General features: G+C 60.9%; 22 protein-coding genes. 10 read left to right on the top strand and 12 right to left on the bottom strand.

Annotation, left to right across the window (positions count from 1 at the left end):
* Positions 1 to 231 precede the first annotated feature (231 nt).
* Positions 232 to 699: a MarR family winged helix-turn-helix transcriptional regulator gene (locus tag DFR38_RS02305; RefSeq protein ID WP_059284533.1), complete on the bottom strand. Its 468-nt coding sequence runs from the start codon at positions 697 to 699 to the stop codon at positions 232 to 234.
* A gap of 33 nt (positions 700 to 732) precedes the next feature.
* Between DFR38_RS02305 and DFR38_RS02300 the strand changes: the two genes are divergently transcribed.
* Entirely contained in the window at positions 733 to 1470 is a 738-nt protein-coding gene (locus DFR38_RS02300; protein ID WP_110312938.1) for a siderophore-interacting protein, read from the top strand.
* Positions 1471 to 1490: 20 nt separating this feature from the next.
* Here DFR38_RS02300 and msrB read toward each other — a convergent pair whose 3' ends face one another.
* The 4 genes from msrB to DFR38_RS02280 all read right to left on the bottom strand — a co-directional run bounded on the left by msrB (position 1491) and on the right by DFR38_RS02280 (position 5242).
* Entirely contained in the window at positions 1491 to 1889 is a 399-nt protein-coding gene (msrB, locus tag DFR38_RS02295; RefSeq protein WP_059284532.1) for a peptide-methionine (R)-S-oxide reductase MsrB, read from the bottom strand.
* Between the two features lie 67 nt (positions 1890 to 1956).
* Positions 1957 to 2592 (bottom strand): histidine phosphatase family protein, encoded by a 636-nt coding sequence (locus DFR38_RS02290; protein WP_059284531.1) that lies wholly within the window; start codon positions 2590 to 2592, stop codon positions 1957 to 1959.
* Between the two features lie 22 nt (positions 2593 to 2614).
* Positions 2615 to 3982, bottom strand: coding sequence for a deoxyguanosinetriphosphate triphosphohydrolase (locus tag DFR38_RS02285; protein WP_110312937.1), 1368 nt, complete (start codon positions 3980 to 3982; stop codon positions 2615 to 2617).
* A 90-nt stretch (positions 3983 to 4072) separates the two neighbouring features.
* Positions 4073 to 5242 (bottom strand): PQQ-dependent sugar dehydrogenase, encoded by a 1170-nt coding sequence (locus tag DFR38_RS02280; protein ID WP_059284530.1) that lies wholly within the window; start codon positions 5240 to 5242, stop codon positions 4073 to 4075.
* A gap of 198 nt (positions 5243 to 5440) precedes the next feature.
* Here DFR38_RS02280 and DFR38_RS02275 point away from each other — a divergent pair, with 198 nt between their 5' ends.
* Complete coding sequence (locus tag DFR38_RS02275) at positions 5441 to 5986, top strand: hypothetical protein (protein ID WP_059284529.1); 546 nt, start codon at positions 5441 to 5443, stop codon at positions 5984 to 5986.
* A gap of 39 nt (positions 5987 to 6025) precedes the next feature.
* On the opposite strand, the gene DFR38_RS02270 is transcribed toward DFR38_RS02275, so the two are convergent.
* Positions 6026 to 6658, bottom strand: a complete 633-nt coding sequence (locus DFR38_RS02270) for a hypothetical protein (RefSeq protein ID WP_059284528.1) — start codon at positions 6656 to 6658, stop codon at positions 6026 to 6028.
* A 510-nt stretch (positions 6659 to 7168) separates the two neighbouring features.
* Between DFR38_RS02270 and pflB the strand changes: the two genes are divergently transcribed.
* The 4 genes from pflB (at position 7169) to DFR38_RS02250 (ending at position 11424) form a co-directional block, all read left to right on the top strand.
* The gene (pflB, locus tag DFR38_RS02265) at positions 7169 to 9427 is read left to right on the top strand and encodes a formate C-acetyltransferase (RefSeq protein WP_059284527.1); all 2259 of its coding nucleotides are present in this window, start codon (positions 7169 to 7171) and stop codon (positions 9425 to 9427) included.
* A gap of 80 nt (positions 9428 to 9507) precedes the next feature.
* Complete coding sequence (gene pflA, locus DFR38_RS02260) at positions 9508 to 10278, top strand: pyruvate formate-lyase-activating protein (RefSeq protein WP_059284526.1); 771 nt, start codon at positions 9508 to 9510, stop codon at positions 10276 to 10278.
* 139 nt (positions 10279 to 10417) lie between these two features.
* Positions 10418 to 10687 carry a hypothetical protein gene (locus DFR38_RS02255; RefSeq protein ID WP_059284525.1) on the top strand — a complete coding sequence of 90 codons (270 nt, stop codon included), beginning with the start codon at positions 10418 to 10420 and terminating at the stop codon, positions 10685 to 10687.
* Between the two features lie 161 nt (positions 10688 to 10848).
* Complete coding sequence (locus DFR38_RS02250) at positions 10849 to 11424, top strand: lysophospholipid acyltransferase family protein (protein WP_059284564.1); 576 nt, start codon at positions 10849 to 10851, stop codon at positions 11422 to 11424.
* Between the two features lie 70 nt (positions 11425 to 11494).
* Here the strand turns inward: DFR38_RS02250 and DFR38_RS02245 are convergent, their stop codons facing one another.
* The 4 genes from DFR38_RS02245 to DFR38_RS02230 form a co-directional block, all read right to left on the bottom strand.
* Positions 11495 to 12250, bottom strand: coding sequence for a hypothetical protein (locus DFR38_RS02245; RefSeq protein ID WP_110312936.1), 756 nt, complete (start codon positions 12248 to 12250; stop codon positions 11495 to 11497).
* A gap of 80 nt (positions 12251 to 12330) precedes the next feature.
* Positions 12331 to 12885, bottom strand: coding sequence for a DUF1415 domain-containing protein (locus DFR38_RS02240; RefSeq protein ID WP_059284524.1), 555 nt, complete (start codon positions 12883 to 12885; stop codon positions 12331 to 12333).
* A 137-nt stretch (positions 12886 to 13022) separates the two neighbouring features.
* Positions 13023 to 13226, bottom strand: coding sequence for a cold-shock protein (locus DFR38_RS02235; protein ID WP_045845074.1), 204 nt, complete (start codon positions 13224 to 13226; stop codon positions 13023 to 13025).
* A 217-nt stretch (positions 13227 to 13443) separates the two neighbouring features.
* Positions 13444 to 14070 carry an HD domain-containing protein gene (locus tag DFR38_RS02230; RefSeq protein ID WP_239688500.1) on the bottom strand — a complete coding sequence of 209 codons (627 nt, stop codon included), beginning with the start codon at positions 14068 to 14070 and terminating at the stop codon, positions 13444 to 13446.
* Positions 14071 to 14209: 139 nt separating this feature from the next.
* Here DFR38_RS02230 and DFR38_RS02225 point away from each other — a divergent pair, with 139 nt between their 5' ends.
* Complete coding sequence (locus DFR38_RS02225; protein ID WP_059284523.1) at positions 14210 to 15310, top strand: HD domain-containing phosphohydrolase; 1101 nt, start codon at positions 14210 to 14212, stop codon at positions 15308 to 15310.
* On the opposite strand, the gene DFR38_RS02220 is transcribed toward DFR38_RS02225, so the two are convergent.
* Positions 15307 to 16167, bottom strand: a complete 861-nt coding sequence (locus tag DFR38_RS02220; RefSeq protein WP_059285485.1) for a dienelactone hydrolase family protein — start codon at positions 16165 to 16167, stop codon at positions 15307 to 15309. The two genes, DFR38_RS02225 and DFR38_RS02220, sit on opposite strands and share 4 nt — an antisense overlap.
* 165 nt (positions 16168 to 16332) lie before the next feature.
* On the opposite strand from DFR38_RS02220, the gene DFR38_RS02215 reads away from it, so the two are divergent.
* Positions 16333 to 17481 carry an HD-GYP domain-containing protein gene (locus tag DFR38_RS02215; protein WP_110312935.1) on the top strand — a complete coding sequence of 383 codons (1149 nt, stop codon included), beginning with the start codon at positions 16333 to 16335 and terminating at the stop codon, positions 17479 to 17481.
* Positions 17482 to 17490: 9 nt separating this feature from the next.
* On the opposite strand, the gene DFR38_RS02210 is transcribed toward DFR38_RS02215, so the two are convergent.
* Positions 17491 to 18084: a hypothetical protein gene (locus DFR38_RS02210; protein WP_059285486.1), complete on the bottom strand. Its 594-nt coding sequence runs from the start codon at positions 18082 to 18084 to the stop codon at positions 17491 to 17493.
* A 168-nt stretch (positions 18085 to 18252) separates the two neighbouring features.
* Between DFR38_RS02210 and ppnP the strand changes: the two genes are divergently transcribed.
* Both ppnP and DFR38_RS21475 read left to right on the top strand, forming a co-directional pair.
* Positions 18253 to 18564 (top strand): pyrimidine/purine nucleoside phosphorylase, encoded by a 312-nt coding sequence (gene ppnP, locus DFR38_RS02205; protein WP_059285487.1) that lies wholly within the window; start codon positions 18253 to 18255, stop codon positions 18562 to 18564.
* 424 nt (positions 18565 to 18988) lie between these two features.
* On the top strand, positions 18989 to 20578 hold the full coding sequence (locus tag DFR38_RS21475; protein WP_233170319.1) for an EAL domain-containing protein: 1590 nt from the start codon (positions 18989 to 18991) through the stop codon (positions 20576 to 20578).
* Positions 20579 to 20701 lie beyond the last annotated feature (123 nt).

The raw sequence follows: 20701 nt of genomic DNA, 5'->3' as shown, positions 1-20701 counted from the left end.
CGCGCAATACGATTTAAAATAAAGCCACTAATTTGTAAGTAATTATGAGTGCAGTGTAGGAGTCGCCGGTTTGAAAATCAATACTGGCAATAGTTGATTTATTTAAAACAAAAAGTATCAAATAAAGGAAGCAGCCAAGCCGGAGTGGTTGGCCGCAAGAGAACAGCCGCCAGCCAAGGCCTGGCGCGGATAACGGGCTGCAGGCTGACTGCCGTGGCGGAGGGGAGCTGGCTAGTCTGGCTGATCCAGATTGCATTTCACCTGTTGCAGTAATTGCAACAACTCGCGGCGCTGCGCGGCCGCGATGCCGCCCATGGCTTTGGCCGCCAGCTGGCGACCCTGCTGGCGCAAGGTGTCGTGCAATGCCTCGCCTTCTGCCGTCAGCGTCAGCCGCACCGTGCGGCGGTCACGCGCGTCGGCATGGGCCTGCAGCAGGCCGGCCTCCTTCAGGCGGGCAATCAGTCTGGTGAGCTGCGCCTTGTCACGGCCCGAGTGCTGGGCCAGATCGCTCTGGCTGGCGCCCGGGTGGCGGGAGAAATAGCCCAGCACCTTGCCCTCCATATGCGTCAGACCCAGCTCGTCGGCGCGGATGGCTGCAAATTGCAAGGCCCGATACTGATGCATCAGCGTGTGGATGGATTCGAAAATCTGCTCGGCGGTGTCGTCAACTTGGTTGACAAGGTCAACTTTATTTTGCATATTAGGTGATATTGTCAATTAATTGGAGTGACTATGTCTAGCATTTTGCCGCAACACCGCATCGAGCGGGTCAGATATGAACTGATCAAGCGCAAGGTAACAGTCAGCAAGGTCGAGCGCGCAGGCGACGGCTTTGCCCGCATCAGTTTCAGCGGGGAGGATCTGGCCGGCTTCCAGTCCCAGTCTTTTGATGACCACATCAAGTTCATCTTTACCGATGCCCGGGGCCAAACCGTGTTGCGCGACTACACCCCCAGTCACTGGGATGCGGAACAGGGCGTGCTGCTGCTGGAGTTTGCCCTGCATGGTGGCGGTGCTGCCGCCAGCTGGGCGGAGCAGGCTGCCGTGGGCATGACGGCCATGATAGGTGGTCCCAAGGGGTCGATGATCATTCCCGCGCAGCAAGACTGGCATCTGCTGCTGGGCGATGATTCGGCCCTGCCGGCCATACGCCGTCGCCTGGCCGAGCTGCCGGCAGCGGCCCGTGCCGATGTCTTGCTGCTGCGCCCGGCAGCACTGGCGGCCTGGTCAGTGCCGCGTCAAGCAGAATGGCAGCTGCAACAAGTCACCGAGCCAGCCGCCATGCTGGCTGCCTTGCGCCAGTGGCAGGCGCCGGCGGGCAATGGCTTTGCCTGGTGCGCGGGCGAGGGCGGGCTGATGCGCCAGGTCAGAAGCATTCTGCTGGAAGAAAAAGCCCTGCCACGCGAAGGCGTACGGGTGGCGGCCTACTGGCGGCAGGGTGAGGCGGATTTTCATGAACGGCTGGTCTGACACGGGACCAGACCCGGTATTCAGGGGGTGGGAGTAAACTTCAGGCACACCGAATTGATACAGTAGCGCTCGCCGGTCGGTTCCGGCCCGTCGGGAAAGACATGGCCCAGATGGGCATCGCAGTCGGCGCAGCGCACTTCCACCCGGATCATGCCGTGCGAGGTGTCACGCAAGCGCTTGATGCGGTTCCCCGCTGCTTCGGCCCAGAAGCTGGGCCAGCCGCAGCCGGCGTCAAACTTGGTGTCGGAGTGAAACAGCAGGCTACCGCAGCAGACGCAGTGATAGTCGCCATGCTCGGTGCGCGGATAGTGTTCGCCACTGAAGGGGCGTTCGGTTCCGCCCAGGCGGGCAACGCGATATTGTTCGGGGCTGAGGCGGGCGCGCCATTCGGCGTCGCTGTACTGTTCGGGCGTGCTCATGCTATTTCCTTTGGCGGGTTGCTGTCAGTCTGTCGCGGCATGCCGGCGAATCTGTCGCTGCTCGCGTTCAGACTTCATCCAGGCTGTCGTCCAGATGCGCCTGATCAGCCCATTTTTCAATGTGCCAGCTGCCGTCCTGATAGTTGACCCAGTTCAGCGCGGCATTGGGAATGGGGAAGTCGCGGGCGCCACTCAGGCCTTTGCCGCTGGCGGTGCGGTAAACCATTTCCAGCACGCCGCCATGGCTGACCACCAGTATCTGCTGGCCGGCATGGTGCGTGGCCAGTTGCTGCATGCAGTGCATGATGCGTTGCTGGAAAGCCAGCAGGCTTTCGCCGCCCTGCAGGTCGAAATGCAGGTCACGTTCCTGATGCAGCCGGTAAACATGCGGGATCTGTTCGCGCGCTTCGTCGAAAGTACGTCCCTGGAAAGCACCATAGTGGCGCTCTTTGAGCGCGGCATGGGTGTGCAGCGGTAGTGCCAGTTGCCGGCTGATGGCCGCGGCAGTCTGGCGAGCGCGGGTCAGCTCGCTGACATGCAGGGCGGCAAATTGCAGCTGCTGGCGCTGCAGGGCAGTGGCCAGCCGTTCGGCCTGGGCCATGCCCTGCGTGTTGAGCGGGATGTCCAGATGGCCTTGCAGGCGGCGTTCGCGGTTCCAGTCGGTTTCGCCATGGCGAATCAGGCAGAAGCGGGTGGTGTGCATCGAGGTGTCCGGATGGGGTTGATTACAGGATGCCGACGCCGGAGATTTCCCGCGCCAGGTTGGCGGCATAGTTGTCGGTCATCCCGCCAACGAAATCCAGCACCTTCATATAAGCCTGATAGAGGTTGTCATCCGGCTTGATGTGCTGTTCCAGCAGGCCCATGGCCAGGTGCTGGCGCGGCGAGAGCTGCTCGCTCCCCCTGGTGATGTAGGCATGCACGGCAGGGACCAGCACATCCAGTATGGTGGCCATGCAGGGGTAGGAGGCCAGTTCGGTCACCAGCTTGGTACGGTGGCGGTAGACCTTGTTACTGGCCAGCTCCTTGGCCTGGATCAGCGCTTCCTGTACCTCGGCGTCCGTCAGGTTGATCAGGTCTTTGGCGGGGAACTCACCCGCCAGCAGCGAGTTGTGATGCAGCATGAATTTCTGGGCCACTTCCGCCACGCAGCGCCCGATGGCGATGCCGCGCAGGGTGGCGCATTTTTGCTTGACGTCGTGGATGTCCCATACCCGCTCGTATTCGGTAAAGCGGGCAAACAGGCGCTCGAATTCGTGCACGTCCAGAATGCCGATTTCCACCGCATCTTCCAGATCAAGAATGGCATAGCAGATGTCGTCGGCCGCCTCCATCAGGTAGGACAGCGGATGGCGGCCCCATTCCAGCTGCCCCTTGCGTGGCAGGCGCAGTTCTTCGGCGATGCGCTCGAAATAGGGCAGCTCGGTGCGGTAGATGTTGAACTTGTCGCGCGCCAGTGCCTTGGGGGCATCCGCTGTCCACGGGTACTTGATCAGGGCACCCAGCGCGGCAGCGGTCAGCCGCATGCCGCCCTCGTGGCTGTACATTTCCAGCGTGGCCAGCATGCGCAGGCCGTGGGCATTGCCTTCGTAGGTCTGTACATCGCGCTGCTGGGCGGCATCCAGCGATTGCAGGAAGTGGGCATTGCGACTGTCGCGGAACCAGTCGCGCAAGGCGTCCTCGCCGGTGTGGCCGAAGGGCGGGTTGCCGATATCATGCGCCAGGCAGGCCACCTGCACTACCGCGCCGATGTCGAATGGGCCGTAACCGGCAGGCATCACGCCGGCGTGCTGCATCATCACCCCCACGCGGTTGCCCAGGCTGCGTCCCACGCTGGCCACCTCCACGCTGTGGGTCAGGCGGTTATGGGTATGGTCGTTCTGTGCCAGCGGGTGGACCTGGGTTTTGCGGCCCAGCCGGCGAAAGGCGCTGGAAAATACCACCCGGTCGTGGTCGATGTGAAAATCGCTGCGCAGGCCGGCACTGCCTTCATCGGTGGCGGGGGTGTGGGTTGGCTTGATTTCCCCCTGTACTACCTTGAAACGCTGGGTGGACAGCAAGGCTGTCCATTGCTGCTGCTGGGTCTGGTTCATGGCCGGCCTGCTAAAACGGAATGGTTTGATGATAGGGGCTTTGGCGCGCTGCGGAAAGGTGCTGGCCCGGCATGGTGCTGCGCCGTTTCCTTACTGCGCGGCATACAGGCGGATGACCTGACTGTGCCGGTCATCGGTCAGATAGAGTGCGCCATCGCCTCCCACGCGTATTTCCACCGGGCCGCCCGGACCTTTGCTGTCTTTCCAGTTGCTGATCAGCTCCAGCGGTTTGCCCTTGGGCAGCCCTTGTTTGTCTACCGGATAGGCCATCAGCCGGTGGCCGTGCTGGCGGTAGCCATGAAAGCCGACGATCAACCAGCCGGCAAAGCGTGGCGGGGCCTTTGGCGACAGCCACCATGTCAGTCCCAGTGGCGCGGCATGCGCGGGCAGCAGCAAATAGGGCGGCTGGGTGTTGCGGCAGTGATAGGCGGGGAATTCGGGTGCGGCTACCTGATTGTCGTAGCAGAAGGGCCAGCCATAGTGCCGGCCGGCCTGCAGCAGATTGAGCTCGTCGTGTGGCAATTCATTGTCATTGGGCAGCTGCAGTTTCAGATGAATGGCATCGCGGCTGTTTTCTGCCTGCAAGACAATGCCGCTGGCCGGGTGCACACCCAGGGCCATGCTGTTGCGCAGGCCACGGGCAAATACCCCCAGATCGCTGACCTTGCCGTCTTGCTCCAGGTGATAACGCCAGACCACCCCGGCTTTATCCTGTTCGCTTTCCGGGCAGCGCTCTGCCGCCAGCTCGGCCGGGCTGGCACTTTCGCAATTGTCCGATGAGCTGCCGATATTGACATACAGATCGCCATTGCCAGCCAGGGCAAAGGTGGTGAGCGGGTGGCGCTGGCGCAAGGGCAGGGTGGCCACGGTTTCGCGTTGCTGCGGCTGTCCGGGGGCGAAGCGGACGATGCGACCCACTTCGCCGACATAAATCTTGCCATCCGGCCCCTGCACCACCCCGTGCGGGCGGTCAAAACCGCTGGCCAGCACGCTTTGCTGCCAGCCACTGGCGGTGGCGGACAGTTGCAGTACCCGGCCTTGCGTGGCATCCCAGCGCACCATTTCCGTTACCAGCAGCTGGCCATCAGGCAGTACGGCCAGTCCGCGCGGCATTTTCAGTCCGCTGGCAATCACTTCGGCGCACAGTCCGGGGCGGATTTGCATGCCGGCAGGCTGTGGCCTGGCACACAGGGCGCTGGCCTGTGCCGGCAGATAAAGCAGTAATAGCGCACACAGGCTGGCAAGACGGCGCTTGGGCATGGCTTGACCTTTCTCGGCTGCCGGGGGGAAGCAATTGCAATGCAGTGATCACGCAGGCTGGCTGCGCTGGCAGCGGCCTGTCTGCCGATTCTGACACGTCTGGCGGCACAGCAGGAATGCCATGGTGTGATAGGGCTTGCCGCAATTGATATTGTAAATGATAATCATTGTTATTAACTGAGACCAAGGAGGCAGAGCATGCTGTGGTCCATCATTCAGCTTGCCGGCGTGCTTGTCATGCTGCTGACACGGCTGGCTTACCGCCCATTATTAGAGCAGCGCAGCCGCATGGTGGTGGGGCAATGCATTCTGCGCTGGCCGGTGCTGACCGGCATGTTGCTCCTGCCCATGCTGGCCGCGGCCACTGGCTGGCGGCGCTATTGGCCGCTGGAGCTAGCACCGCTGGCCGCTCCAGCCGGCAGTTTGCTGCTGGCCTATGCCTGCTGGCTGTTCTGGCGTAGCCAGCATGATTTGCTGCTGCAAGCTGCCGGAACGCTGCAGTGCCAGGGCGGTGTTTACCGGCGCATCCGTCATCCCCTGTATGCAGCACTGTGGCTGGCGGCGCTGGCGCAGCTGCTGCTATTGCAGGATGGGCTGGCCGCCAGCGGTGTGCTGGCCTTGCTGCTGTGTTACCGCGGCAGCGTTCGGCGCGAGGAGGGTGAAATGCTGCGGCGCGCCGGACCTGCCTATCACCTGTATATGCAGCAAACCGGCCGTTTGTGGCCGCGCGGGCTGGCGGCATGAAGCTGCTGGCCGGCAGCCTGGTCCGTGTTGTGTTCAGGGCTAGCCAGTCAGGTTGCCCAGCATGGTGTTGATCTCCGCTGGGCGGTACAGCGGTGGGCCGCTGCGATAAACGTGCAGCCTGCCCTGTTCGACCAGACCCACTTCCAGCTGCTTGCTGGCTGGGTCCAGCAGCAGATAGGCCATCTCCTCGCCGCCCTGATGCGCTTTGTTGCCGCTGACAAACAGAAGCTGGTCCTTGCCCAGCGGACTGCTGACCTGCATGTTCTGCAGGAAGACCGACATCTTCTTGCCCAGTAGCTGACGCAGTGCTTCGGCTACCGCACCTTGTTGATAGAGGCCGATATCCGCCGGATAGCTGCCCACTTTTGCTTCCAGCTGCTGCCATTGCAGCGCATTCGTCGCTTTCCCCATTCCCTGTTGTACCGCCGATACCGCAAGCCCCAGTGCCGGATTGTCCGCCACCAGTTTGGCGGCTTGCTGCCGGGCTTCACCGGCGGCGGCGCTGGCCTGTTGGCGCAGTGTTGCCAGCGGTGCGCTGGCATCGCCCAGTGTGGCATGTGCGGTGCTGATGGCGGCCGAAGCTGCCTGCTGCGCCGTGTCACTTTGCTGCTGGGTACAGGCGGTGACCGCAAACAGGCTGGCGAGCAGGGTGGCAAGGTGCGATTTGTTCATGGTTATTCCTGATACTGGACTGAAGTACAGAGTGTCGGCTTGCCGCTTGGTTCCCGTATGGTGCTTTGCACCCGGAGGGTGGAGATTTGTTGATACTCTCTGTAGTAAAACTACTTATCGCGCTGAGCAATGTTGTCGATTGCACGTATTGGTCTCAATGTAATATTCGAAAACGAACATTTTTGTTTTGCAATTATTGCTATGCTGCGCTGGTAGCTGAGCATTTGCCGCAGGGTTTGGCTGGTGGGGGATCACGCTGTTGCTACCGCGCATGCTGCACTGGTACTGCGTGTGTGTATTTTAATTTTCTATAATTTATTGAAAAGTAACAATAAAAGTGATTATTGGCGCCATGCTTGGGCAAGGAGTAGGGGGTGGGTACTGGCAGAATGTCCGGCTGTGATGAACTGCCATGGTGGAGCTTGATGTACATCAATAAGCTGCTTTCGATAGTGAATGTAGTATTGTTTCTGCAGGGACAAGTTTCGGACTTCAACTCAGGAGGTGGTCATGGAAGCGATTGCTCACAATGCCGTACAGGCTGACCCGTGGCGGGGCTTTACTGCCGGCAACTGGCAAAACCATGTCGATGTACGTCAATTCATCCAGCTGAATTATCGCCCCTTTACCGGCGATGCCTCTTTCCTGGCTGGTGCCAGCGAACGCACCCGCAAGCTGTGGGATGTGCTGGGCGAACTGCTGCGGCAGGAGCGGGAAAAGGGTGTGCTGGATGTATCGGCTGATCGTGCCACCTCCATCACCGCGCATGACGCCGGTTATATCGACCAGTCACTGGAACTGATTGTCGGCCTGCAAACCGATGCGCCGCTCAAGCGCGCCATCATGCCCAATGGTGGTTTGCGTATGGTGGAAGCCGGGCTGGCTGCCTATGGCTTTACGCTGGACCCGGTGATCAAGGAAGTCTGGAGCAAATACCGCAAGAGCCATAATCAGGGGGTGTTCGATACCTATACCCCGGAAATCCTCGCTGCACGCAAATCCGGCATCATCACCGGCCTGCCGGATGCCTATGGCCGTGGCCGCATCATTGGCGATTACCGCCGTGTTGCACTCTATGGCACGGATTTCCTGCGCAAGGAGCGTCAGCAGCTGTTCCACGAGCTGGATGATGCCGTATTCACCGAAGACGTGCTGCGCCAGCGTGAAGAGTTGTCCGAACAGTTCCGTGCGCTGGATGAATTGCGCCAGATGGCGGCCAAGTACGGCTTTGACATCAGCCGCCCGGCGGTGAACGCCCGTGAGGCAGTGCAGTGGACCTACTTTGCCTACCTGGCTGCGGTGAAAGAACAAAATGGTGCGGCCATGTCGCTGGGACGCATCGCCACCTTCCTTGACATCTATATCGAGCGCGACCTGACCGCCGGTGTGCTGAGTGAGGAGCAGGCGCAGGAGCTGATTGACGATCTGGTGATCAAGCTGCGCATCGTGCGTTTCCTGCGCACCCCGGAATACGACCAGCTGTTCTCCGGCGACCCGACCTGGGTCACCGAATGCATCGGCGGCATGGGCGAGGATGGCCGTACCCTGGTGTCGAAAAACAGCTTCCGCTTCCTCAATACCCTGTACAACCTGGGGCCGGCGCCCGAGCCGAACCTGACCGTGCTGTGGTCGACCAGCCTGCCGCAGGGCTTCAAGGACTTCTGCGCCAGGGTTTCCATCGATACCAGCTCGATCCAGTACGAAAACGATGATCTGATGCGCCCATTGTGGGGCGACGATTACGGCATCGCCTGCTGCGTATCGGCCATGCGCATCGGCAAGCAGATGCAGTTCTTTGGTGCGCGTGCCAATCTGGCCAAGGCCATGCTGTATGCCATCAATGGTGGCGTGGACGAAAAGAGCGGGGCGGTGGTGGCCCACGGTTTCGCCCCGATCACCGACGATGTGCTGGACTTTGACACGGTGATGGCCCGCTTCGACAAGATGATGGACTGGCTGGCCGCCACCTATGTGAAAGCCCTCAACTGCATTCACTACATGCATGACAAGTACGCTTACGAGCGCATCGAAATGGCGCTGCACGACCGCGACATCCTGCGTACCATGGCCTGCGGCATTGCCGGCCTGTCGGTGGCAGCGGATTCGCTGTCGGCCATCAAGCATGCGCGCGTACATGTCATCCGCAACGAAGCCGGCCTGGCAGTGGATTACCGCATCGAGGGCGATTACCCGGCCTATGGCAATAACGATGATCGTGTCGACAGCATGGCGGTGTGGCTGACCGAAACCTTCATGAACAAGATCAAGGCCCAGCCGTATTTCTACCGCAATGCCACACCCACCCAGTCGGTGCTCACCATCACCTCCAATGTGGTGTATGGCAAGAAAACCGGTAATACGCCGTGCGGGCGTCGTGCTGGCGAGCCGTTTGCCCCGGGTGCCAATCCGATGAACGGCCGCGACGTGCATGGCTTTGTTGCGGCCGGTGCCTCGGTGGCCAAGCTGCCTTACTCCGCTGCGCTCGATGGTATCAGCTGGACGGCATCGGCCACGCCGGATGCGCTGGGCCATACCGCAGAGGACCGCATTGCCAATCTGTCGCATTGTCTGGATGGCTTTGCCGCCGCCGGTGGCTTCCATGTCAATGTCAATGTATTCCGGCGCGAGACCTTGCTGGATGCCATGGAACACCCCGAGCTGTATCCGCAGCTGACGATCCGCGTGTCGGGTTATGCGGTCAACTTCGTCAAACTCACCCGCGAACAGCAGCTGGATGTGATTAATCGTACCTTCCACGCCAGCCTGTAATCGGCTATCAGGCCACCCGCGGTGGTATGGCCCGCTCACCAGCCCTGGCTGGTGGGCGGGTTTTTCGTCAGGAGTGATTCATGTTGCAGCACAGCGTGCAGATGCCGCTTGCCGCAGGGCAGCCCACCGGCTACCTGCATTCCACCGAGAGCGGTGCCGGTGTCGACGGCCCAGGCATGCGTTTTGTCTTTTTCATGTCCGGCTGCCAGTTCCGCTGCCAGTACTGCCACAACCCGGACACCTGGAAGCTGCACGCCGGGCGTCAGTTGACGCTGGATGAGGCGCTGGACGAGCTGGCCCCCTATGCCGGCTTTCTCAAGTTTGCCGGCGGCGTCACCATCTCCGGTGGCGAGCCTCTGATGCAGCCGGAGTTTGTCGGTGCGCTGTTGCGGGCCATCAAGCAGCGTTATGGCCTGCATACTGCGCTGGACACCCAGGGCTTTCTGCATGCCGGCATCAGTGACGACTGGCTTGCAGCGGTGGACCTGGTGTTGCTGGACATCAAGCACAGCGATCCGGCACGCTACCAGTTGATTACCGGCCAGCCGCTGCAGCCGACACTGGACTTTGCCCAGCGTTTGCAGCGCCTTGGCAAGCCCGTCTGGCTACGCTATGTGCTGGTGCCGGGGCTGACGGATGGTGCCGACGACATCAGCCGTCTGGCTGATTATGTGGCAGGGCTGGGCAGTATTGTGCAGCGGGTGGAAGTGCTGCCTTTTCACCAGATGGGCGCGGCAAAGTGGGCGGCACTGGGCATGGCTTATCCGCTGGCAGATACGCCCACGCCGGATGCGGCGGCAGTCGCCGCGGCGCGGGCCTTGTTTGCCGCCCGCGGACTGACCGTGTGCTGAAATCGCCGGCAGACGTAGCCAGGGCGAGGTTTTAAAGTCGCAGGCTATCTTTCCGAAACGTCTGATAGGTATTGTTTTACCACTGCGGATAATACGACGGGTGAGTCATTGACCAACCCAGAAAAGATTGTCCGAAGTGATGAAAAATGAATTTTCCAAAGCCGGCAAATATGGCGCAAACCTCTCGGCCCGGGTTATCAGCGAGCAGATCAGCACCCTGATCGACCGTCTGTCCAAAAAGGGTCAGTGCATCGTGATCTGGGAAAAGGAGCGTCTGCTGTTCTGCTCCATGGATAGCCGCAATGCCCAGCGCTATCTGGCCAAGCCCACTTGCCTGGGCGTTTACGATGCTGATGTCACCTTCTGGGACGTGCAAAAAGACCTGAAAGAAATCTTGCAGCGCGCCTAGTCGACAGCCGCTGGCGGCCAGCAGGCCGGCCGGCGGCATGATTGTGATTTACCCGCATGGCCATATCCGGTACAGTCCGCCTTTTCCATCGTCAAGGCAGGCCTCTGACCGGAGGGCTGTCCGCCGTCCGTCGCGCGGGTCCTGCCCTCATGCCGGACTCCATGCACTACACCATTTTCGATACTCCGCTGCTGCGCGACTTCATGCGCGCTCTGTCCATCATGCTATTGCGCCTGCGCGGCTGGCGCATTGAAGGCAGTTTTCCCGATCTGCCCAAATACGTATTGATCGCGGCACCACACACCAGTAACTGGGATTTCCCGCTGACGCTGGGCGTGTGTTTTGCCTTGCGCGCCAAGCTGTACTGGATGGGCAAGCACACCTTGTTCTGGGGGCCGCTGGGGCCGGTGATGCGCTGGCTGGGTGGCATCCCGGTCATGCGTAGCCGCAGCAACTCGCTGGTGCAGCAGATGGTTACGGTTTATCAGCAGTCGGAGCGGCTGGTGGTGGCCATTCCGCCAGAAGGTACCCGTCAGCGGGTGAAGGAATGGAAAACCGGCTTTTATCATATTGCCTGGGGTGCGCAGCTGCCGATTGTGCTGGCTTATATGGATTATGCGCGCAAGGTGTGCGGCTTTGGTCCGGTATTTCACCCCACCGGGGATATCGCTGCGGATATGCCGCTCATTCAGGATTTTTATCGCGACAAGGTAGGCAAGTACCCCGATCAGCACTGATCGCCATCGCGTCGCCATCACACCCGCCGGCCTTGTCCGGCGGTTTTTTCATGGCGCGGGCTCTGCCGGCTCAGTGCGTGGCTGCCGGAATGGCGCTGCTGACGGCCGATACCGGCAGGAATTGCAGGAAGGGGCCGGCGACCAGCGACTGACCAAAGTCGATGGCGCTGCGCCGTAGCTTCTCATCGGACAGTTCGGCCAGGAGTTCCAGTCGCGCCATGATTTTGCCCATTTCACGTTCGAAGGAAAGATTGCGTTGCTGGCTGTTGATTTCATTGGCCAGCAGCAGGGGGCTGCCGTCGGCATTCTGGCGGCGACCCAGCAGCCAGGAGGCAACTTCGACATTGTAGGCGGCATTTGCCAGCTGTTGCGCGTCCAGCCCGTGTACCAGGTAGAGTTCGGTGCGGCCACCGTAGACGTCAACCAGCATGCTGCCCAGGCCATAAATCAGCGTGCCGGCGCGATCCCCGCTGAATTGCGGGTCGAAGGCCGTGGTCAGCGCTGCTGTCGAGCGAACCTGACCCAGCGCGGCTAGCTTGCCGTTGTTGCGGATGGCCGCCATGACCTGAGCAATGGCGGCATCGCGGCTGGCGGCACCGCTTTTTTGCCATTGGGCTGGATTGCGGCGATAGAGCTTGTCCAGCAGGGTTTGCAGGCTGAGCAGATTGTCACGCATCGCCAGATTGGCAATGCGGTTGGCGGCGCTTTGTCCCAGCTCGGCAGAGCTGAAGCTGTCGCCCTGTACCGGTTTGCGCACCGGCGTACTGCTGCAATGTGTCAGCAGCAGGCAGGCCAGCAGTGACAGGGCACAACGCAACATCTTCATGGTGACCTCGCAAAGAGGGGGGATGGCTTGTGTTGTACCCTGTGGCTGGCGCTTGAGCAATAAGGCCTGGTGGCCGGGCGTCAGTGCTTGGGGGCGAACAGGGCCTGCCAGCCTTCGACGCCCAGCTTGGTGACGGTGTCGATATTGCGCTCGAAAATGGCTTCCGCTTCGGGGAATGCCTCTACGGCGCGGTCGATGCTGGCTTCACGGATCAGGTGCTGGGTGGGCCAGGGTGAGCGGTTGGTGTAATTGCCGATGTCATTGACGCCGGTGCCGCCAAACTGGAATTTGGGGTGGAAGCTGGCCACCTGCAGTACGCCGTCCAATTCCAGTTCTTCCACGATGGCGTCGGCGATGTCCTGGAATTCGTTGAAATCCAGAAAACGCTGCAGCACATAGGGATGAATCAGCAGCGTGGTGTCGATTTCTTCCGGGCTGCTGTCAGCCAGCAGACGCAGTTCCTTGGCCAGCTCTTCGGCCAGCTGGGCCGGCTCGGTGGCATCGCTGACCACGAAGCGGACCTGGTTCTTGACATAAACCGATTTGGCAAAAGGGCAGAGGTTGAGGCCGATGACGGCTTTTTCCAGCCATTCGCGCGTGCTGGCGATGGCTTCGTCGTGGGTGGGCGTTTGCATGGGGACTGACTCTGGAATGACGGGATGGGAGTGAATGTTAAGGCATGCGACACGGCAGTGCACGCCATGTCTGGCGCGCTAAAACAAAAAAACCCGGACAAGTCCGGGTTTTCATCAGCGAGTAATCTTTAAGAAGATTACAGCGGCTGGATGTTGGAGGCCTGTTTGCCCTTCGGGCCATCAACGATGTCGAAGCTTACGCGCTGGTTTTCAGCCAGGGTGCGGAAGCCTTTAGCATTGATTTGGGAGAAGTGAGCGAATACGTCATCGCCACCTTCATCCGGAGTGATGAAGCCAAAACCTTTGGAGTCGTTGAACCACTTAACGGTACCGGTTGCCATTTTGTTTATCCTCAAAACGAGCAAGTTGATAAAACGCATGAAGTTCAAGGGAAATGGCGACTGAGGTACGGACTAAATGCCACTACGACAACTACACATCCACAACTTGAGCATCCTGCAGGCAGGCATACTGCCCATTGTTGCGAATGTTGGCAAGTATTTTCTGCGGGCAATGCCGGCGGTTTGTGATCATACCTGGCAAAAAACATTGTATTGATTATGGTTTCTGCTGGTCGGCAGTCGCGGCCGCGGCAAAGAAACCCTGCTGTTCCGCTGCATCCAGTGCGTGTAACAACCATTGCCCGGCCAGCGGGCAGCCATCGCTGACCTTGCTGACGGCCATGGCCAGCACCTGCTGCTTGCTGATGCCGTTTTCACGCCAGCTTTGGCCCTGGCGACTAAGGTTGAGCAAAATGGGCATCAGCCGGTCCATCGCACGGGCGAAGCGGGCCTCGGCGCTCTGGCGGGCTTCAAATTCCTGCCACAGCGCCACCAGTCCGTCAGCCTGCTCTGGCGGCAGCAGGCCGCAGATGCGGCGGATGGCAGCCAGCTCTTCTGCTTCGCGTGCCGCGCTGTCGGTTTCGGCGTAGACGATGACATCACCGGTGTCGATTTCGCCAAGATCGTGAATCAGCAGCATGCGTATCACCTTGTCGATATCCAGTGGCACCGGCGCATGCTGCGCCATGCTTAGCGCCAGCAGCGCGGCCTGCCAGCTGTGTTCGGCCGAATTCTCATAGCGTTCCAGCCCAAGCGGCTTGGTCTTGCGCAGCACGGATTTGAGTTTGTCGACTTCCAGAATGAAGTCGATCTGTTTTTGCAATACGGCAAAAGAGGGGTTCACGGTAGCGACTCCGGCAAAGAATGAGCTGGGGGGGCTCATCATACGCCTGTGGTTTTGGCTTGCGGGGACGGATTGTGTCCGCTGGCGGCTGTCTGATGATTTATAGTGCAATGACATCAGGCCACCATGTGAGCATGTCATGAGCGATGAAGTGCAACTGCAGTTTGTGCGGGAAGACGCGGAAGGCTTTCAGGACTTTCGCGACGTGCTGTCCGACTATGCACCGCAAATCGAGAAACTGGCTTCACAGCTGGGGCAGAACCCGTCCTCGCCCGAGCTGGTGGGCGATCTGTTCCGTCTGATCCATACCATCAAGGGCGATGCCGGGCTGTGCCGGGTGATGTTCGTGGTGCCTTTTGCCCATGCGCTGGAAGGCTTGCTGGCCCGGCTGCGCAGTGGCGAGCTGTTATATCAGGAGGTGATGGGCGACGTGCTGATGCTGGTGCTGGACCGCATCGAGCTGGTCATGGCGCAGATCGCCGGAGCGCGCCCGGTGGATGAGGTGCAGATGCATACGCTGCTGGATGCCCTGCGCTCGCTGGAAAGCCTGCCACTGCCTTCGGTGCTGGCGACCTGTTCGCGGCTGGTGGCGGCCATGGTGGGCGTGCAGGGCAAGAGTGAAGCACCAGCCGTGGCCACAGGTGCCAAGTCGGTGGTGCAGTCGCGTCAGCAGGACATGCTGCTGTTTCGCACCCTGGCCTTGCAGCTGGAGCAGCGCATGCCGGAATTTCTCGGCCGTACCGAGCGCAATCTCAAGCTGGCACTGGAGCTGAATCGGCAGGCCGGTGGCTGGGTGGACGCCGAGCAACTGGAGGCCGCAGTGTATATGCACGATGTCGGCATGATGTTCCTGCCGGAGTCCGTCTGGCTGAAACTGGGGCAAATCAATGACAACGAGCGCCGGCTGATGGCCTTGCACCCGGCTTGGGTGGCCGGTTTGCTGGGGCGCATGCCGGGTTGGGAAGAGGCGGCGCTGATGGTGTTGCAACACCACGAAACACCGGATGGCGAAGGGTATCCTTACGGCCTGGCCAGTGGTGAAATCAGCCAGGGTGCGCGCATTCTGGCCCTGGTGGATGCCTTCGAGGCGGTGATGCTCAAGCATGCCCATCGCGGGCAGCGTCGCTCCATGCTGCGGGCGGCAGCGGAGCTGAATGCGGCGGACGACCAGTTCGAGCGCGCCTGGCTTGATCCGTTCAATCAGGTCATTCGCCGCATGCTGGAGCAGTCTCCCGCCTAGTCGGTATCGGCGGCCTTGCTGGCCTGCATGCCATGGCTGTCCAGCCACGCCTGCAAGCGCTGCCAGCCATCCTGTGCCGCGGCCACCTGGTAGGAGGGGCGGTAATCGGCGTTGAAGGCATGGCCAGCGGTGGGATAGACCACGATTTGCGAGCCGCTCTGCCCTTGCTGCAAGGCTTGCCGCATGCGCTCAACGCTGTCCTGGGGAATGCTGCTGTCCTGGCCGCCGTACAGGCCCAGTATGGGTACGCTCAGGCTGGCTGCCACATCGACCGGCTGGGTTGGCGTCAGTGCGTCGTGGGCGCCTTCCAGCTTGCCATACCAGGCGATGCCGGCTTTCAGCTGCGGATGGTGACTGGCATACAGCCAGCAGATGCGCCCGCCCCAGCAAAAACCGGTGATGGCAGCGCGGCTGGCATCGCCGCCATGGGCGGCAGCCCAGCCCAGGGTGGCGTCGAGATCCTGCATCACCTGCGCATCCGGCACCTTGCTGACGATGTCCTTGATGATGCTGGCAATGTCGGGGCTGGCGGCAGGATTGCCCTGGCGGAAATACAGCTCGGGTGCCACCGCCAGATAACCCAGCTTGGCCAGGCGGCGACAGATATCGCGAATGTGTTCGTGCACACCGAAAATTTCCTGCACCACCAGCACGATCGGCAGACTGCTGCGGGCAGTGGGGCGGGCGAAATAAACGGGGAGAATGCCATCGTCCAGCGGAATGCCGGCCAGGCCGCTGTCCAGGGCCCGGCTGTCGGTGGCGATGCTGCCGGCCGTCACGGGTTGCACGGCCAGGGCGAAACCGGTGGCCAGTGCGCCCTGAATGAAAGCGCGGCGCGGCGGGTTGAATGTATCCATGCGGGTTTGCTCCGGTGTGTCCTGCCCACTGCGGCAGTCAGGACTTGTGGTTTGCTGCGGGCTTGGCGACAATGCCGCTCCAGTGTCCGCCTGTGTCATGGTTTGTCGGCATCAAGGGCGTTGTTTGATTAAACTGCAATCTAGATCCGGTTCCCACTCTCTGCCATGTCCCAGCCGCCATCCAAGATCAAGCTTCCCGGCCGTTTTCTGCGCGTGGGAGAGCAGCTTACCGTAGATGTATACGCCAAAAACGGCTTTCTGCTGCTGAAAAAAGGTCATTATGTCCTAACGCCCGAGCAGCGCGAACGGCTGATGGATGTGGCGCACGGTGATGCGGAAGAGGTAGCGGTCAGGCTGGAGCGCGAACGGCTGGATCGCGCGGCACAGCGGGAACGTGAAGCGGCCAGCACGGTTCCCAAGAATCCGCTGGTGGAAGTCGGCTTCATGGCGGGCCGGCTGGAAGCCTTGCTCCTGCATGGCCTGGCCGTGCCGGGACTGGCCGGACGGCTGGAGGAAATGGCCGAAGAGCTGCTGTTGCTGACCCAGCGCTTTCGCGATGGCATGCTGGCCTCGTTGTTTCTGGTGCCGGTCCGCTCGCATAGCCTGAAGGTGGCCACGCTGCTGGCACTCCTGGGGCGGCGACAGGGGCTGGAACCATCGCGGCTGCACAGCCTGGTCTGTGCCGGCTTGTCGATGAATGTGGCCATCAGCCAGCTGTTAAACCAGCTGGGGGTGCAAAGGCAGGCCATGACGCTGAACCAGCAGGATGAAATGTATGCCCACCCGGTGATGAGTTCGGCGATTCTGCGCGAAGCCGGGGTGGTGGATGAGCACTGGCACCTGCTGGTGCAGACCCATCACGAACAGGATGATGGCCAGGGCTATCCGGCCGGCTTGCGCGGCGAGGAGATCCATCCGGATGCCCGCTTGCTGGCCTTGGTGGACAGTCTGTGCGAGCACTTGCAGCAGGATGGCGTACTGCCCTCGCAGGTGATGGCCAGCCTGTTTCGCGGCGAGCTGGGGCCGTTTGCGCCTGCACTGGTGTCCTTGCTGATCAAGGAAATGGGTATTTATCCGCCAGGCAGCTTCGTGCGGCTGGCCAATAATGAAATTGCCGTGGTCACCCATAGTGGCGACAAGGCGAACCAGCCGCGGGTGGCGGCCTTGCGCAAGCTGGATGGCCCGCCCTACGCCGATGTGCTGTTGCGTGACACCCGCCAGCCGGCTTATCGGGTGGTCGAGGCCGTGGCTGCCGCCAGTGCGGCTGTCAAGCCGGCCTACCTGACCCGCTTGTGGACTTCGCGACTGGGCTGATCGGCGAGCTCAGGGCGCGCTGCTGCCGGAGCTGGCAGCGGGCAGTTGCAAGGGCCGGATTTCCACATGGCTCAGATCCTGCACCTTCCATACCCGGCGCATATGGCCGAAGTCACGCTTCTGCTGATTGCTCAGCTTCAGTTCCGGACGCATCGACAAGTCCAGAAACACCTCTCCCAGATAGACACTGCTACCGGCACTGATGTCGAAACCGGCATGGATAGGCATGCTGACCGAACGCCACTGGCTGCCCCAGCCGGATTCCTCTATCCAGTTGCCCCAGGCATCCGCCACCTGGTAATGACCGGGTGGCAAGGCAAACAACTGCAGCCGGCCATCGACCGGACTCATGCCTTCCTCGCCGAATACCGTATCGGTATTCATGCTGGCGCGGCCATGGGCCACGGTCTGGCCCTGGCTGTCGACGATGTGCATGCCGGTATTGGCCGAATCCTGGTCAAATGCGCGTGCGGTGAGCGATACGATGGCATAGCCATAGCCGGGGGGAGGGGTGATGCTGCCCTGCAGTCTGTCTGCCATGGTGGTGCAGGCCGAGAGCAGGCTGACACCAAGCAGCAGGCAACTGCGCTGGAGGATGGCCATGGGTCCGGGCTCCTTGGTATGGGTGGGAGAAGCGCTCAGTATGTCATGCGGCATGCGCTGAGTGGCGACGGGTGGCGACCCATTCATGCATCTTGCCGTCCGAGCGGATTCGGGTATGCTAGCCGATCATTTTATTGTTGATAACAAAAACACCAGCAAAGGATACCCATGGAACAGTTCGATAATGTCAGCGTGGCCAAGCGGGCCAATGTGTATTTTGACGGCAAATGTGTCAGCCACAGCATTACCCTGGCCGATGGCACGCGCAAGTCGGTCGGCGTGATCCTGCCGTCCAAGCTGCTGTTCAATACCGGTGCGCCGGAAATCATGGAGTTGCTGGAAGGCCGGTGCCGTATCACCCTGGCCGGCAGCAATGAAGCGGTAAGCTATCAGGGTGGCCAGAGTTTCACTGTGCCGGGCGATAGCTCCTTCCAGATTGAAGTGCTGGAAACCCTGCACTACGTGTGTCATTTCGGCTGAGCCGTCAAGGCGGCACGAGGCAGCGGCCTCGCTGGAAATGATGTGACCATGCCGGCAGTCTCCGACTGTCGGCATTTTTATTGTGGCGGGGGCGGGGGCGCCTTTTGGCGCGAACCGGCCCATTCTGTTAGCTGCGCTTATAAGCGAGGGCGTGATAATAGCCGTCACATTTCACAGTTAAACTGAGCGCCGCCGTTTTGCAGCGCGGTTTGGCCGGGCGGTGACAGGCGATGGCAGCGCTTGCGCAAGCTGTTTTAAGCAAAACTACGCTTTTCCTGCCTTATCCGAAAGGATATCCTTGCAAGCCTTATCCCGCTTGGGTTAAGGGTAATAAGAGCTATGATGACAATAACCAGGCCAGGCGCTGTCAGCGGGCGACCTGCCGTGATCAACCAGCCATGGGCATGGTGACTGGAACAAGTGGATGCTTAAAAAAGTCAGGACGCTATGGTCGCGTTATGCATTGTCACCCAAACCGGCGGTTGTATATTCCGCTGCGCTGGCGTCATGCCTGCTGACTGGCTGGCTGCTGTCGCTGCTGGTGACCTGGCAGCAGGATCGCACCGAACTGCATGAACGGGTAAGCCTGCTGACGCAGCAGCTGGATCAGCAAATCGGATTGGCCAATGGAGCGCTGGGCCGTATCGACGGGGTGCCGGTCAGTGCGGCCTGTGATCTGCCAAGGCAGATGCTGGCCTCGGTGGTGCAGTCCACCCCGCATGCCCGTTACGCCCTGCGTGTGGGTGCGGATGGCACGGCGTGTACTTCCGACTTGTCGCGGCAGGATGTACCGGCCTTGCCGGGTGATGGCCGGGTGCTGTTGCTCAGTGGCAGCCGCGATGGCAAGGCCGTGCTGCGGCTGCAGCGCCATGGCTATGGTGTCAGCATGATCGAACTGGGCGGCGATGCCTTCGTCAATCTGCTGCAGCAAGCCGCTTCCGGCGACATGCAGGCCTATATGGTGCTGGGCGAGCAATACCTGGCGGCGGATGGCAAGGTGCACCCCATGGATGACAGCATCGGCCAGGGGCTGAGTTACAGCCTGCCCGCACCCAGCGGCCAGTTCAGCATCGTGATGCAGGAATCCTGGCTGTCCGTGCTGGAAGGCTCGCTGCTGCGCCGGCCGGATACCTTGCTGCTGGCGGTGCTGGCTGGTCTGGTACTGGCCTGGTCCTTGCTGCGGCGCGAGGTGGCGCGCAACTCCACCGGCTGGGAAATCGCCCAGGGTATCCGCAACCGCGAATTCTTTACCCACTATCAGCCCATCGTGACGGCAGAGCATGGCGAGTGTGTCGGGGTGGAGGTGCTGGCGCGCTGGCGCCATCCGGTGCAGGGGGCCATCCGCTCGGATCTGTTTATTCCGGCAGCCGAAGATGCCGGGCTGATCGTGCCGCTTACCCGCTACCTGATCCGCCGTGTGACCAAGGAGCTGAAACAGGTTGCCTTGCCGCCCGGTTTTTTTGTCGGCATCAATATCGCCGCCGAACATCTGGGCATGCCGGACCTGGTGGAGGACTGCAAGATTCTGCTGGCGGTATTGCGTGAGAAAAAAGCCGTGCTGGTGCTGGAAGTCTCCGAGCGCTATCCGCTGCCCGAACATCAGGTCACCCACCGTGTGGTGCAGGATTTGCGCCAGATGGGCGTCAAGCTGGCGCTGGATGATTTCGGTATCGGCCACGCCGACCGCAATTATCTCCGGCGCTGGGGTTTTGACTACCTGAAGGTGGAAAAGGGCTATGTATCGGCCCTGGGCAAGGACAGCTTCAAGACCAATATCCTGGATGGCCTGTTGCAAACCTCGCATCAGCTTGGCGTGCAGGTGATTGTGAAAGGCGTGGAAACCCAGGGGCAGCAAAACTATCTGTCGGTCAAAGGCTTCGAATTCCTGCAGGGCTTTTATTTTGGCAAACCGATGACGCTGAACCACTTCCGGCAGTGGTTGTACTCCGGCATTACCCAGGACCGGGTGCCCGCGGCCGTCGGCCTTGGCAGGGCCGAGGCGACAGATCGCTAACACAAACCGGATGACCGTGCAGGGCCAGGCTAATTGTCTGGCCCTTTTGCTTTCTGGCCAGCCGGCAGCCACGCTGCCTAAGGGGGGCGGGCTGGTAGCGACATGCTGCTTGCGCTTACAATG

The sequence above is a fragment of the Aquitalea magnusonii genome, assembly GCF_003202035.1.
Classification (GTDB): Bacteria; Pseudomonadota; Gammaproteobacteria; order Burkholderiales; family Chromobacteriaceae; genus Aquitalea; species Aquitalea magnusonii.
Note: the sequence above shows the minus strand (reverse complement) of the source record. Positions and strands in the feature narration are given on the sequence as shown.